The sequence below is a fragment of the Coleofasciculus sp. D1-CHI-01 genome (assembly GCF_040218875.1).
Classification (GTDB): Bacteria; Cyanobacteriota; Cyanobacteriia; order Cyanobacteriales; family Coleofasciculaceae; genus Coleofasciculus.
In genome coordinates this window covers 44,428-60,040 of sequence record NZ_JAVJQP010000100.1, presented here as the reverse complement: position 1 = coordinate 60,040, position 15,613 = coordinate 44,428, and the positions used below count along the sequence as shown (strand labels likewise).

Genomic DNA, 15,613 nt, shown 5'->3' with positions numbered 1-15,613 from the left:
ATGGCTCAAAAACTTATAAATAATACAGTTAGCACTAAATCTCCAGAAGTAGCGACTCACCCAGAACTTGATCTACTCCTGTGCTGTAGCCGCACCCAAATAAATACGACAACAGCTAAATCTATCAAAACATTAGTTGAGTCAAACATCAACTGGGCGCATTTAATCCAAATGGCTGATAGACACGGGGTTTTACCCCTCCTGTATCAAAGTCTTAACAGTACCTGTTCAGAAGTTGTTCCTCAGACTATTCTGAATCAACTACGGCTGCGGTTCCAGACGAACGCTCTATATACTTTATTTCTGAGCGAAGAATTAATCAAACTCCTGAACCTATTTGAAACCCATCAAATTCCGGCTATTCCTTTCAAAGGCTCTATCTTGGCGGCTTCTGTTTATGGGGATCTGGCGCTGCGACAGTTTGTTGATATTGATATTTTAGTCCGAGAACAGGACTTTCTCAAAACGGAAGCGTTGCTGATTACTCAAGGATATCAGTTAAAGCTTCAATATGACTGGGAGCAGTGTTTTGTCGATGATAATCGCCAAATTGAGGTGGATATTCATCAAGGAATTGCTCCATCCTATTTCCCGTTTTATCTAGATTTTGAGGGGTTATGGCAGCGTTTACAATCGGTGCCTTTGCTGGAGACAACAGTGGTGAGCTTTTCCCCAGAGGATTTACTGTTGATTCTGTGCGTTCAAGTGGCTAAAGACTGTTGGGAAAAGTTGGGGCGACTGGAAAAGCTGATTAAGGTTTGCGATATTGCACAAGTTATTCAGGCTTATCCAGAGTTAAATTGGCAAGGGGTTATTGAAACGGCTAATAAATTGGGGGGGTTGCGTATGCTCTATTTTGGTCTTATTTTAGCTAGAGAGCTTGTAGGTGCTACTCTCCCTCCAGAGATTGAGTTAAACGTCCAAGCCGACTCAGTAGCGGTATCGCTAGCGGCTCAGGTATGTCGGAATTTCTTTGAGAATGTAAATGATTCGGCTGATATTGCTAGTCGCCAAGACTTTAATCTCAGCGCGATGATGCAACGGTTTATATTTTATATCAGAATTCGGGAAAAGCTATCTAATAAGATTCAGTATGTTTGCGATTTTGTGCGACAGGAATTGATTTAGAGTTGTATAGGATTTGGGCAGGTTAACGGTAATGTTGAGCTTGGGTTTCAAATAAGTGAGTGTACGTCCCATCGAGTTGCATTAGTTCCTCATGAGTACCGCTTTCAATAATTGAGCCGTTTGCCATAACATAGATACGGTCTGCCATTTTCACGGTGGAGAGGCGATGGCTGATCAGAATAGCCGCTTGGTCTTGAATGAGTTGGCGGAATTTCTTAAATACTTCGTATTCGGCTTTGGGGTCTAAGGCGCTAGTGGGTTCATCTAAAACAATGACTTGGGAATCGCGCAAAAATGCCCTGGCGAGGGCTATTTTCTGCCATTGACCGATGCTGAGTTCTTCTCCCTGTTCAAATAGTTTACCTAGCATGGTGTCATAGCGTTGGGGTAAGCTGTTGATGACTTCATCGGCACCAGAACGATAGGCGGCTTTGCTGATTTGTTCATCTGTGGAAGAGAGTTCGATATTACCTAACCAGATATTTTCTTGGGCGGTTAGGTGGTATTTCATGTAGTCTTGGAAGATGACGCTGATCTGTTGTCGGAGGTCGGTAATTTTAAAGTGGCGCAGGTCGATGCCATCAATGGTAATGTTACCAGTAGTTGGGTCATAAAGGCGGCAGAGGAGTTTAATTAGGGTGGTTTTTCCAGAACCGTTTTCCCCAACTAGGGCGATGGTTTCTCCCGGTTTGATAGTCAGGGAAATATCGTTTAAGGCTTGGCGGGTAGTTGTGGCATACTGAAAACTTATATTGTTGAAAGTGATCCCGGTTGTGAGGGGTTGGGGGATGGGTTGAGGATGTAAGGGTTCGGTGATTTTGGGTTTTAGGTCAAGGAATTCGTAGAGGTCAGTTAAAAATAGGCTTTCTTCATAAAGACTAGAAAATGCCCCTAATAATCCTTGAAATGCACCTTGTCCTTGCTTAAAGGCTTGATGATAAAGGGCTAGATCGCCTAGAGTAAGAATACCGTGGACGGTTTGATGGATAATAAACCCATAGGCGGCAAACATAATCAATCCAGCCAAGGCTTGAGCGCCTAAATTAGCCGCAGAACGCCGAGTGGCAATGGCGAAGCTTTCGTGGTAGAGTTGCCAACGTAACTGGCGAAATCGTTCGCTAAATAGAGAACCTAAATTAAATAGGCGAATTTCTTTAGCAACTCTATCTCTGGTGAGTAAGGCGCTGTAGTATCCCGCACGGCGTCGGATTGAAGTTTTCTCCCGCTGCCAACGATACATGATTTTGGCGAATTTTAAGCGGACTAGCACCGAAGGGATGGCGACGACAAAGAGAACCCCAGCCATTCCCCAGTGAAAGGAGAGCAGTAAACCGACAATTGCCAGTAAGGATATGCTATTTTTACCGATTTGGGTGAGGCGGTCTACAATTTGAGTGGGTCGTGATGGGGCTTCTCGTTGCGCCCGTTGCAGCTTATCGTAGTATTCGGCATCCTCGTAGTGTTCTAAGTCCACTTCAATGGACTTGGCATGGAGGATACCTTCCATAAAGTCAGTGACGCGCTGGGCTTGTAGGGTACTGACTAAATTAGCGGATGATTCGCACAGAGTCGTTGCCAGGATAACAATACCTGCGATCGCCAGCAATACCATGATTTGACTGAATGCAGCTTCCTGGTTAGGAGTGGTGAGACTAGCAGAAAGAGTATCAACCACTACTTTCGTTAGGTAGAGGGAGGCTAGCGGGAGGATGCCCTGGAGGATAATTAGGGCGACTTTAATCCCGGTTAATCTGGGCGCACTTTGCCAGACTAAGAGGATGGCGCGTTTAAGTTTAGGCATTGATAATATAGTTGAAATTCAGCATTTTTATGCCAGCACGAGATATTTATCATTACAATGTTAAAAATGCTCTGATTAAAGACGGGTGGACAATTACCCACGACCCCTTGGTTTTGAAGGTAGGTGCTAAGGATTTGTTTGTAGACTTGGGGGCAGAAAAACTATTGGCAGCTGAAAAGGAAGACGATAAGATAGCTGTAGAAGTTAAGAGTTTTGTGGGTGCATCCGAAATCGAAGACCTTAAAAATGCCTTAGGTCAATACATTTTGTATGCTGATGTTCTAGAAGACGTTGAACCTGACCGTAATTTATATCTAGCCATTCGCAGAATTACTTTTTTGGAATTGTTTGAAGAACCTATTGGTAAAAAGTTACTACAAAAGCGACGCCTCAAGCTCATTGTTTTTGACTCGAAAACAGAGGATATTGTGCAATGGATACCTTAAAAAAGCACTCCCAGATTGTTCAAGATGTGCTGAAACAATACACTCATCTTTCTTATGCTTACGGGGAGATTCAAAATGAAGCCGTTTTTGACCGCGAAACCAATCGTTATCTGATTGTGTCTGTAGGTTGGGGGAATGATAGACGAATTCATGGTTGTCTGATTCATGTCGATATTATTGATGGCAAAGTGTGGATTCAACGGGATGGAACAGAAGATGGGATAGCGAACGAACTGGTACAAGCTGGGATTCCCAAGGATTATATTGTTTTGGGATTTCATGAGCCTAGTGTGAGGCAATACACTGGGTATGCTGTTGCTTAGTCAGCTACAACTTCTTCGTGTTCGGTATTTATATTCTCAATGGTGAGAAACCCTTCCTGAACAAATTTAGTGGCGAGGTCAAGTTTGCCTTCGTCGGTAATCAGTCCGCCGATATCTTTGACGGCGAAGCTGTTGTCTTGGAGTAGGGTAGTCAGGGAGAGTTCGACAAAGCGGGGGAAATCCAGGGTCTTTTTGTAGAATTTGACATAAATTTTTTCGTCGTCTTTGTCCAGTGTAAATAGGATATTTTCTCGGCGGGATAGGACGGTGTTGAGATTTAGCCTACATTCCGCAGATATTTCAACAGAATTTATAGAGATAAAAATAAATGAATGAAAACACCAAATGTATGTCCAGGGATTGTTTCAGGTATTTTTCAGGTAAAATAATAGAGTCAAAGACGAAGAGGGAAAAAGCATGAAAGAGAGCCAGTCTGCTTTAAAAATCGAAAATTTAGACCATTTAGGAATAGTAGCGGGAATAATAGATGAGATAGGATTGGTGGAAGAAGTGAATAAAATAGTGGGAATAAGAAAAAAAGAAACTCTCAGCCCTGGACAAGTCATGAAAGCGATGATTTTGAATGGCTTGGGATTTTTGAGCGCCCCACTATATCTATTTGAAAACTTTTTCGTGGGAAAAGCCACCGAACACCTAATAGGAGAAGGAGTATTACCGGAACATTTGAATGATGATCGACTAGGAAGAGGATTAGATAAATACCACCGAGCGGGAATAACGAAAATATTTACAGCAGTATCCCTAAAAGCGACGCATATTTTTCAAGTAGAAATGAAAAGCGTTCATATAGATGGAAGTTCAATGTCAGTTGAAGGAGAGTATGAAACAAAGGAAAAAAGTAGTGAGAGAATTGAAGGAGAAGAGCAAGAAGTAGAAGCCGAAATGAAAGCCATAGAAATAGTTCATGGATATTCGAGAGATACGCATACCTGACCTGAAACAATTTATTATTGACATGATTGTAACTGGAGATGGAGATGTGCCATTGTATCTAAAAGTGAACTCCGGAAATGTGGATGATAAAAGTGTATTTGTAGAAAGATTAAAAGAATTTAAAAAACAGTGGACATTTTCTGGGATATACGTGGGAGATAGTCCCTTGTACACAGCAGATAATTTATCAGCGATGAGAGGAATGAAATGGATAACAAGAGTACCGTTAAGTGTGAAAGAGGCAAAAAATAAAATAGTAGAGATTGAAGAGAATGAATGGGAAGAGAGTCAAATAAAAGGATATAAAATGGCTGAGCGAGAAAGTGAATACGGCGGAATCAAACAAAGATGGGTGGTCGTAGAAAGCGAACCGAGAAAAAAAGCAAGGGTCAAACAAATAGACAAGCAGATAGAGAAACGAGAAAAAAAGGCACAAGCCAGTGTACGCAAGCTTTCCAGACAGTTGTTTGCTTGTAAAGACGACGCAGAGAAAGCGATAAAAACAGTTTCCAATTCATGGAAATATCACCAAATAAAAGAAATTGAATGTCGAGAAAAACGAGTCAAGCAACCTGGGGAAAAGAGCGAGAAAAAATTTTATCAAGTTAGCGGTCAAGTTGAGAGGCGAGAATCCGTCATCGAAGAGGATTTAGATTTCTCAAAGATCCGTTATTTTTCACCTCGAGTGTATTTGTTAAAAATCCCCAGAGGGTAGAAGCGATTGCCATGATAATGGGACTGTGCTTGTTAGTATATAATCTCGCTCAAAGGAAACTAAGGCAAGAATTAGCCGCCGCTAATGAGGCGGTGAAAAATCAGGTCAAAAAATTAACAGACCGACCGACAATGAGATGGATATTTCAAATGTTTCAAGCCGTCCATTTGGTAACTGTAGAAGGGGAGCAATACGTGAGCAATTTAACGTCAGAACGTCAACACATATTGAAACATTTAGGGAAATATTGTCGGGAATACTATTTAATTATTGAAGATGGATAAATCAGAGTAGACAAGTAATATTTTTTGGTCATTATCCGAAGTTATTCGCGAAAACAAAAAATTTTTATGCCTTCCTAATGCTGTCCGTCAAGATCTGCGGAATGTAGGATACAACCATCTGGTTCCCTTCACACCCGCTAACAGGTGGCGAAACCACTGAAACGGTAGCACCCCCAGCCCCAAGCGAACAGCGCCCAGCACAAGAACGGCACGGCATAGCAAGATGCGATCGCAAGCTGTCAAACTAAGAAACTTACGCAACTGCTGCATCCCGCACCTCAATCAATCCTTCTGTCGCCAACTCTTCAACCAACGCCAAGACATCGCGATCGCACTGTTCCGGTTCAACGTCATATTTTGCTAGAATCACATCCCTCACCTCGCTCACGGCTTTCGGTTCCTGAATCAGATTCCAGATACTCACACCCACAGCACTCAAGCCGTAGTACATCCCCGACTTGAGATTCAGGATCACCGTCTCTCCCGTCAAATCCGACGAGCGCTGTTCCTGACTGGCGACGATAATCGAAGACATTGACACCGTATTTTCAGAACTCATACACTTCTGCCAACTCCCAGAAACGCTATCTTTACAGCCATCCAGTAACCCAGGGCAACGTTCAGGCGATCGCACGATTCACTCTTTAATTCTTTTACCCGTGTAAAAGACAACTGCCCGTCAGTTTACAGTCTTGGGAATCTCTGTCTATTCACAAAACTTAAAAAAGCCAGACCCCTCAAATCACGAAAATTCGTTCTAACTATAATCACAATTTATGAATTGTCCTGAAACTTGCCCTCTGCCTTTTTTTGCTTAGTTTTCGGTTTTAGATTCAAGCGTAATAATCATTTCAAAACTATGAGTAGAAGGGTTGTCTTGAGTCACGGTTCCGCCGATCCCTTGCACGGAATTTAAAATAGCCAAAGCGGTTTGGGTATCAGGGGCAGGTTCTGGTGTGTCTGGGGTGGTATTTTCGATAAAATCATTCACCACTGTCATGGTTTTATCCATATCTAAATAAAAGTAACCGCTGTTAGATTCAGGTAAAGCTTCTGTTACCGTAATAAACGACTCACTTTGATCCAGAGACGGTTCAGGATTCACCAGCATTTTTTCTACTATTGGTTCGCCAATGGCGATAAACAGGGAATTTTGATCTAACCAACCATGTCCTAACCAAGTACCTTGTCCCGGAATTGTCCACTCGGTAACCAATTCTCCTTGAACCGTTCGGGGTGAAACTTGAATAGTATTTTGTTGGGCGAGGGTATCGAGTTGAGTTAACGTCGCTTGGGCGGTGGCGCGATCGCTGGTTTGAAAGACGATCACTCCACCAAAGCCGATGGGGGCGAGTATCCCTTCTGTGGAAGGAATCACGCCGATGGCAAATTCCCCATCCATCCAGCCAAAGATATCCTTATCCACATCTAAATTAATGCTATTGGCGGCACTTCTGAGGCTGTTGAGTCCTTGCTGCAATTGGGGATCGGTTTGGGCGGATTGGCTTATTGTTTCCCATCCCTGGCTAATCCCATTTCCGGTTAACAGCATCATCGTTGAAGCGGGGAATTGACTGATAATTTGACCCGGATTGGGCTGAAATTCGACTTGAATTTCCGAGGGTTCAACATTGGCGATCGTTTTCAGCCGAATTCCCACGTCATCAATTCCTACCCCCATTTTAACTGACTTAAACGCTTGCAATTGTTCTAACGTGGCGGGAGGTAAGGGCGCAACTCCTGGATTATTGGCGACCATTTCTTGCACAAAAGCGGTATAGTCAGGGATATAAAACTTAGCAACGGGGTTGAGCAGATCCATATCCTGGGAGAATAGTTTGGCAATATTCCCTTCGCTAGCCAGAGACGGTTCTCCCTTATAGCTGTCAATCGCTAATTGTACAGGTTTCAAGTCTTCAGATATGACCAAATGCTGTCTCAATACCGCTGAATAGAAGGTTCTGCCCTCGTCAATTGTCTCCACAATCGTCAACCCATTATAGTCAATCTCATCAATTTTTCCTAGTTTATCCTCAGTTTTTAACTGGTTGGCAAACTTTAACAGACTAAACTTATTTTTAATAGTAACAACTGTCAACAGATTGGAGTCGTCTACCGTTTCAGCCGAAGTCGTTGGTAAAATAGCAACCATTACATTCCCCAACCACGGTTTTAAATCTTCCTCGTAACTAATTTGGGAATCCTTCAAGGTTTCTGCTTGTAAATCTTCCAGACTCTGATTCACTAACGTTTGCAGTTCAGGCGTACCAAACTGCTGTAACTTCATCCAGGATTGAGGATCAGTGGAAATAAAGCCCGCCATTACCGCTTCATCGGGAATAACTTTAGCACTAGCGGCTGGGGTGTCGGCGACTCCCCAGAATCCTTTGGCGTAGAGATAAGCAGCGCCACCCCCTACCAAGACTAGAGTTGTGCCAATTACCAGAAACTTTTTAAATGACATTTGAAATGCCTCCTAACTTGAATAAATGTTTTCAATAAACCTGCGTTTACTGATTTATCACCCTAAATACTAGAATGTCCGACTACTTACTGTTCCCTGTTCCCTGTTCCCTGATTTAATTTTGTCCAACTACTTACAGCGCTTTGCGCTGTAATAAAGTACAGTAGATCAAAGTCCCCCTTCAGATCCCCCTCCCGTCCCCCTTCAGATCCCCCTCCCGTCCCCCTTCAGATCCCCCTCCCGTCCCCCTTCAGATCCCCCTCCCGTCCCCCTTCAAAAGGGGGAGACCAAAGGATGCTTCGCTTTTGGTTCCATGGGGGAGACCAAAGGATGCTTCGCTTTTGGTTCCATGGGGAAGCCAAAGGATGCTTCGCTTTTGGTTCCATGGGGGATTTAGGGGGATCGACAATGTACCGTATAGCAGAGCAAACTGCTGTATATTTCATGTTAGCAGGACTCACAACAAGACAGGCTTACTGTAAATAGGACTGTAGCTTGAGACGATATGAACAGAGGGTTGAGTAAGCCGCAGGGTGAGGGCTAGCCGAACTTGACCACTGATATTGCGAATCGAACGATGCATAAGTTGATCGGTAAATAAAACAAATTCTCCAGGACGCAAAACCACAGGAACGGCTTGCTGTTCTAAGTCTTCTTTCAAATTAAACAAACAATTGCCACTAAACGGGTCTTTCATTTTAACCGAGACATCCGGAGTGAGTTGAAAATTAGGGATGTACTCAAACCCATTCCGTTCATTAACCTCTGTTAGTGCAATGTAGACATTGATCGTTTTACCTTCGCCTTGAAGCAGATTGGGATAGGAATCTTGATGCCAAAACGGAATCAGTTGTTGCGAGGGATAATTCACCCAAATTTCTGAACGCCACAAGACTAACGTTTCCCCCAAATACTCCTTCAATTTCTGTCGTAAATTTTTATCTTGGCAGATCGCCCAAACAGCGTCTGAATCAAGATGCCTTTCCATATAAAACTCTTGCTTGCGGAATTGATTAACAAGTAAAAGGATCGCCCCCATCCTGAGTCTAAACAAAAGGTGAATAAAATGATAAAATTTGTTCTTTAGCGGAGGGTTGGGCAATACAGTTTCAACAATAGTTTGGCTAAGGGAACCGAGTTCAGAGGGACTTAATGCCAGCGAATAGGGTTCTAAAAGTCCAACCGACGTCTCAGGTTGGGCGGGTGTTTTCAGATTGTATTGATGACAGCCTGTCCACAAGCTACTCTGTTCCCACAACTGTTGACCGAGTTCAGTATCTTTTGCCAGATCAGGAAGTTCGATTTCGGTCTGCTGATAATCAAAAAACTTACCCGTTACCTCTGCAAAATCAGGAGATGTTGCACAAGTCAGCAACCCCGAAGCACTTTCTTGGGGTGAAATACCGATACCTAAATACTTGCTTAAGCGATGCCCTAAGGTTATATTAGATTGCACAAATCCGGGATGAATCGCATTAACAGTTACGTTAGTATTCTCTAAGCGCCGTGCCAGTTCTTGAGTCAGTATCAATAAGCACAATTTAGATACGGCATACAGTTCTATAAAATTCAAGGGTGTCTTCCTGACAAAACGCTCCCATTTGATAGAAGTGGGGCGTAATGCTAAGTCAGAGGCAACCATGATAATGCGACTTGGCGCTGAATGTTGAAGCGTTTCCAGGAGCAAATTTGTCACTAGAAAGTGCCCCAGATAGTTAATTCCCCAAATAAGTTCAAATCCTTCTTGAGTGGTACCTTTGGCATTGAAAACACCTGCATTATTCACTAATAGATGCAGCGGAAGCTGTCTGTCCTGAAACAGTTTCACAAATGTACGAACTGAATCAAGGGAGGCTAAATCGAGTGGCAAAAACTCAACGTTAGGATTTCCGGTGGAGGAGCGAATATAATTGACAGCTTTCTCGGCTTTGTTTGCACAGCGACAGGCGATGAATACGTGATGACCAAATTGGGCGAGACCAAAAGCAGTCATCAAACCTACACCTGAGTTACCACCTGTGACAATGCAGACTTTCTGAGGCTTACACTGATTCATACGTTCTCATTTTTTTATTGATAGTAGCGCAATCTTTGTGTAATACCCAATCCGCCTTGAGAACCCCCTTGATCCCTTAGTCGATGAAAGCCTATTGCTTGTTGCCTTGTTCCTACTTATAAAGAGGGTGGTTAACCTGGATTGGGTATACAAGCTAGGTCAGGGTGAATTTTCACGAACTTTTACCAATTTTTACGATTTTATCTAGGGGACAGGTTTGCTCCCATGGCAGAATTCGTAAAAAGTACACTCGACATCTTCAAGACCGTTTCATGTTGGCTGAAAAGCCAACTTCATCAATTCGTTACATTAATTAGACATAAGTTTACAGAATCTTCATGTCAATGGATATCATGTTTGGTTATCATACGTTTAATATCTGCTGAAGAGATAATTTTAGTGACTTAAAATGAGTTCTGAAAACCATGAGATAGATATATATTGTCTAGCTAATTGCGCGATGAAATGTATAGTCAGCCTAAAAAAATATTGAAAAGTGATAACGTTCAAACCCTCGCCCAGCAATGGGTATGATGTCTTTCTCAAGACTGATTGAGATACTTTCCATCAGGTGCAGCTTATTCTCACTGTTGTTAATCAGAGCTAATTGTTACTCAAATGATGACTGCTACTAAGTATTTAGACTTCCTTTCTCTATATGAATTGCTGACCGAGACAGTTTCACCTCGGTTATTGTCTCCTGGATTAAATCGAGTTTTTTCGCTGTTATCTCAGGTCAAGCCGTTTTTTGAGCCACGCCATCTAGAACTAGACGCGGTTCCTGATAATGAGTTGGGTACAGGCGAATTTGCTCTTTCTACGCCGTCCAACTCACCCTTAGACTATCTATCTGGGATTGTTCCAGACATTCAAGAACCGCTAGCTGTTTTTGACTCATTGATAAAGAACGTGTTTCAGCGATTCCAGATTGACGCGGCTGAAGCAGAGACAACCAGTACGCCAATAGTCGTAACCGATAAGCAAGATTACCAACCGGGTGAAACGGCTACGATTACTGCGACAGGGTTTGATCCAGGTGCAGTGGTCAAATTGCAGGTGCAACATCTGGAAGCGGGTGCTGATGGTGAGTTTGGTACAGCCGATGATTTGATTTTGGCGTCATCCAATTCAGGATCAGGACATGAACCTTGGATGGTTAAAGATGGAAGTCCTAAAGATCTCGATGGTCTAAAGAATGGGGAGATTGTCACCGAATGGTATGTGAATCCCGATGATTCGGCAAATGCCACATTCCAATTAACCGCTACGGATTTGAAAACTGGGGAAGCGGCTGAACCCCATATTTTCACAGACTCGGTTCTCGATTTAACCCAAAATCAGTCAGCAGGATTTGTTAATGGTGCTTATATCGTTCGATCTGATTTAGCGTCGGGTGCGGGAACCAATGACTCGTTTCTTAAACTGAGAGCAAAACCGGATGAAGAAGGCTTTAACACCGATGCAGCAGTGAGTCAACCCGATGTGAAGTCAGCGCGATCGCTCCAATTGTCTGAACTGCCACAGGTGACGATTGGTGGAGACACCTTTCGCGAAATCCGCCTGGATTTGAATGAAAAGACTAGTGCTTCTGAGATTACGCTACAAGAGTTTAGACTCTTTCTCGGCGATTCTGCCACACTAAGCGGGTATGATCCAAGCAATCAGACGCTGATTGGTGCCTTAAATAATGGACAAGCTGTTTTTGATTTAGGCGGTTCCGTACTGCTTGATGCTAGTTTAACACCAGGAACGAGTTCGTTTGATACCTCGATTTACATTCCTGACACCGCTTTTTCTGGAGCAACAGGCAGTACTTATGTGTATCTATTTTCTAAGCTTGTTAGTTCAGACGGCGGGTTTGAGGAATTTGCCGTTGCTGATGTGGCGGGAATTGATCCGGAAGGGACGATTTCGGGTCGCGTGTTTGAGGATTTTAATGGAGATGGAGATGACGAAGCAGGTGCTGATCCGAATTTAGATAACGTCACAGTTAAATTATTTTTAGATGATGGTGACGGCGTATTTGAGGCGAATGAAGGCGCATTTGACCCAACCAAAGACTCGTTAGTCACAACGACAACTTCTGTTAATGGCTCATACTCCTTTGGTGATGTTTTAGCGGGTGACTATTTTGTTCGTCAGGTAACCCCAAAAGATCTTATTCAAACAACGACTGATCCAAGTCTAATCACGATTGGTAGCAATACAACTGTTACAGGCGTTGATTTCGGTAATGTTGAAGAATTCGGTAGCATCAGTGGACAGAAATTTGAAGATACGGATGGCGATGGGGTTAAAGATGTAGGTGAAGCGGGATTAGCTGGCTGGACTATCTTTATCGATAGCGATAATGACGGAGTTAAAGATGCAGGTGAAACCAGCACCACCACAGATTCTAGTGGTAACTACAGCTTTACTGATTTAACCGTTGGAAATTACACCATCCGGGAAGTTCAACAATCAGGGTGGGAACAAACTACAACTAATCCCAGTGCGATTAATATTACCAGTGGTACAGATACCACAGGCGTTGACTTCGGTAACTTCCAACTCGGTAGCATCAGTGGACAGAAATTTGAAGACAGTGATGGTGATGGGGTCAAAGATGCAGGTGAAGCGGGATTAGCTGGCTGGACTATCTTTATCGATAGCGATAATGATGGAGTTAAAGATGCAGGTGAAACCGGTACCGTTACCGACTCCAATGGTGACTACAGCTTTGATAATTTAAGTGCCGGAAATTACACCATCCGGGAAGTTCAACAAATAGGTTGGCAACAAACCACTACTAATCCCAGCGACATTAACGTTACCACGAGTGGTACAAATGCTACAGGCGTTGACTTCGGTAACTTCCAACTCGGTAGCATCAGTGGACAGAAATTTGAAGACAGTGATGGTGATGGGGTCAAAGATGTCGGTGAAGTGGGATTAGCTGGCTGGACTATCTTTATTGATAGCGATAATGATGGAGTTAAAGATGCAGGTGAAACCAGTACGACTACAGATTCTAGTGGTAATTACAGCTTTACTGATTTAACGGCTGGAAACTATACCATTCGCGAAGTTCAACAAACGGGTTGGGTACAGAAAACAACGAATCCTGCACCCATAACCATTGCAAGTGGTACAGCAGCAACAGACATTGATTTTGGCAACCGACAAGAAATTGATTTAGAGATCGAAAAAGCATTTATTCCTACATTAGAAGGAGAAAATATTGCGATCCCCGATGAAGAATTTTCATATACATTGACCGTCACCAACAATGGTCTAGCGACGGCTGAATCTGTTTTGATCACCGATAATGGAGACTTGCAATTAAACGTCTCGGAATTAATCCTTCCCGTCGGTGCGATTGATTTAGATACATACGATCCCAATCAGGACGGCACGATTGACCCCTATATTGCAGCCAATGGTCAAAGTTTGAGTGGCGATGGTAATCCGGACTCGGTTGAAGTTGTCATTCCCACACTCTTGTCGGGAGAATCCGTACAATTGACAGTCAATACAACCGTGAGTAGTGACTATGTTCAAACCAACAATTTCTATGGCTCATTAGGTGAAAATTCAGAGCTTTCTGAATATAATAATGGTCAGGTTCAAGGTACAAGTTGGCTTCCGGTTGATAAGATTGAAAAAACGGCTGGTTCGCCTTTGGTTGCCGTAAAAAAGAATGTCGTTGGGAGTGAAGTAAGTGTAGCCGCATTTAGTAGTTATAATGCGTTTGACACTAACACCTCGAATAATAACAGCGTTGATTATGGCACGATTCCCTATGTTCAATATACGGCAACACTCGGCAATGGGGAGCAATTCCGGCTTTATTCTGAGCTGTTTGATCCAGAGACTGATGATCCGCTCGATCCAGGTTTCACGACTGTTCTGAATTTGGATTACTGTATCAGCACAACGACGGGTCAAATCGTTACCGAAAACTGTGCCTCATTAATAGCCAGTGGACAGGCTTATAACAACTCGGATTTCCTTCCTGACGGAACAGAGGGAAGTGCGGCTTTTTATTTTGAATGGGATAATAAAGCTTTAATCGCCCAAATTCCCGATGAGTGGAATGCGTTTTTAGCACTAGATACGTCTACTGACCCGACGGCTGCCCAGCAAATTGTGGATTTTAATCAGCAATTAATGGAAACCGGTCATACTGGTGCAGATATTTTTACGGATGGGGCGCTTCAGCTGACAAATCCTAACACTAACCAAACGGAACTGATTGCCGTGACTGATGCCCAAGTCACTCCAAATTTTGCCGATAACGTGATTATTTTAGTCAAAACGGACGGCGTATATTTTGCGGATGAAAATTTAACTCCAGGAACACAGATCATTGCTCAAAATGATTTGCAAGCGGCACTTGATACTCTATCTCCAGCAGCAAATTCCTTAAGCAGTTTAAAGATTGTGATTGACTCACCCGTCACCAAAACCAGGCTGGAGACATTAGATCTCAATGCATTGCAGGACAAAGGGTATCTCGTGACAGACCTAGAAATTTTGGGTTCTACCATGAGCTTTGCTTCCCAAAATAGTCAGGTAGATCTGGACTTATCTTCGATTACGGTAACGGCTCCTGTGAATGCTACCGTGAAACTTCTAGGTCGCAATGGAGCCGATACGATAGAGGGGAGTTCTTTCTCAGAACTCATCAAAGGTAAAGGCGGTGATGATCTATTAATAGGTGGTTTAGGGGATGATCAGTTGTTTGGTAACTGGGGAACTGATTTAATACGCGGTGATGGTGGTGATGATATTCTCTCGGGTGGCTTGGGTGCAGATACCCTGCGTGGTGGCTTGGGTGCTGATCTTCTTGTCGGGTCATACTACAATCCATGGATACAACTTGTCCTTCCCGATTTCGGCGCTAGTGACATTTATGTACTTGAAGAAAACGCGGGTTTAGATATTGTGCGCGGCTATGATGTCGGTTCTGATCAAATTGGACTCTTAGGTATAGCGCTCAATGATCTCGTCCTGACTCAACAAGGCGCGGATAGTATCATCAGTTTAAATGGAGAAGACATCATGCAGGTAGAAGGGGTTAATACCGGACACCTTTCCTTTACGACCAGTTTCTCGTATATTTAAAGTCTAGAAAATGTATCAACCGTAGGGTGCGTTACGCTTCGCTAACGCACCCTCCATCTGTAAAAACCTACGCCCCTGAGACTCACTCAATTGATTATAGCCATAGACACATTTTCACAACTCATTTAGACAAATAAATCGTCGAAGCCAAGACTATCGGTGCAGATTTTCATCGTAACCTATCTTCATCAAATAAACTAAAAGAATGCTATGGTAAACCAAATTATATGCTAAAATAATTAACTTACATGTAAGTTAATTATTTGGGGCATATTATGGACAGCACAAAAGATTCAATTGGGTTAGATTTCGCGATCGCTTAACCCAACCATCTGG

Annotated in this window: 8 protein-coding genes and 1 pseudogene; 5 read left to right on the top strand and 4 right to left on the bottom strand. The window is 43.1% G+C overall.

Going from position 1 to position 15,613, the window contains the following annotated elements; translation table 11 throughout:
* Complete coding sequence (locus RIB93_RS18630; RefSeq protein WP_446374399.1) at positions 1 to 1,128, top strand: nucleotidyltransferase domain-containing protein; 1,128 nt, start codon at positions 1 to 3, stop codon at positions 1,126 to 1,128.
* A gap of 22 nt (positions 1,129 to 1,150) precedes the next feature.
* Here the strand turns inward: RIB93_RS18630 and RIB93_RS18625 are convergent, their stop codons facing one another.
* Positions 1,151 to 2,929 carry an ABC transporter ATP-binding protein gene (locus tag RIB93_RS18625; RefSeq protein ID WP_446374397.1) on the bottom strand — a complete coding sequence of 593 codons (1,779 nt, stop codon included), beginning with the start codon at positions 2,927 to 2,929 and terminating at the stop codon, positions 1,151 to 1,153.
* A 29-nt stretch (positions 2,930 to 2,958) separates the two neighbouring features.
* Between RIB93_RS18625 and RIB93_RS18620 the strand changes: the two genes are divergently transcribed.
* The 3 genes and pseudogenes from RIB93_RS18620 (at position 2,959) to RIB93_RS18610 (ending at position 5,651) form a co-directional block, all read left to right on the top strand.
* Positions 2,959 to 3,375 (top strand): XisH family protein, encoded by a 417-nt coding sequence (locus RIB93_RS18620; protein ID WP_446374395.1) that lies wholly within the window; start codon positions 2,959 to 2,961, stop codon positions 3,373 to 3,375.
* Positions 3,363 to 3,698 (top strand): element excision factor XisI family protein, encoded by a 336-nt coding sequence (locus RIB93_RS18615; protein WP_446374393.1) that lies wholly within the window; start codon positions 3,363 to 3,365, stop codon positions 3,696 to 3,698. The genes RIB93_RS18620 and RIB93_RS18615 overlap by 13 nt, the downstream gene beginning before the upstream one ends.
* A 417-nt stretch (positions 3,699 to 4,115) precedes the next feature.
* Positions 4,116 to 5,651: pseudogene (locus RIB93_RS18610) on the top strand (IS1634 family transposase).
* Positions 5,652 to 5,904: 253 nt separating this feature from the next.
* On the opposite strand, the gene RIB93_RS18605 reads toward RIB93_RS18610, so the two are convergent.
* The 3 genes from RIB93_RS18605 to RIB93_RS18595 all read right to left on the bottom strand — a co-directional run bounded on the left by RIB93_RS18605 (position 5,905) and on the right by RIB93_RS18595 (position 10,171).
* Positions 5,905 to 6,285: a PqqD family peptide modification chaperone gene (locus RIB93_RS18605; protein ID WP_446374391.1), complete on the bottom strand. Its 381-nt coding sequence runs from the start codon at positions 6,283 to 6,285 to the stop codon at positions 5,905 to 5,907.
* 180 nt (positions 6,286 to 6,465) lie between these two features.
* The gene (locus RIB93_RS18600) at positions 6,466 to 8,115 is read right to left on the bottom strand and encodes a DUF3352 domain-containing protein (protein ID WP_446374389.1); all 1,650 of its coding nucleotides are present in this window, start codon (positions 8,113 to 8,115) and stop codon (positions 6,466 to 6,468) included.
* Positions 8,116 to 8,572: 457 nt separating this feature from the next.
* Positions 8,573 to 10,171, bottom strand: a complete 1,599-nt coding sequence (locus tag RIB93_RS18595; protein ID WP_446374387.1) for an SDR family NAD(P)-dependent oxidoreductase — start codon at positions 10,169 to 10,171, stop codon at positions 8,573 to 8,575.
* 618 nt (positions 10,172 to 10,789) lie between these two features.
* Here RIB93_RS18595 and RIB93_RS18590 point away from each other — a divergent pair.
* Positions 10,790 to 15,277 carry an SdrD B-like domain-containing protein gene (locus tag RIB93_RS18590; protein ID WP_446374385.1) on the top strand — a complete coding sequence of 1,496 codons (4,488 nt, stop codon included), beginning with the start codon at positions 10,790 to 10,792 and terminating at the stop codon, positions 15,275 to 15,277.
* Positions 15,278 to 15,613 lie beyond the last annotated feature (336 nt).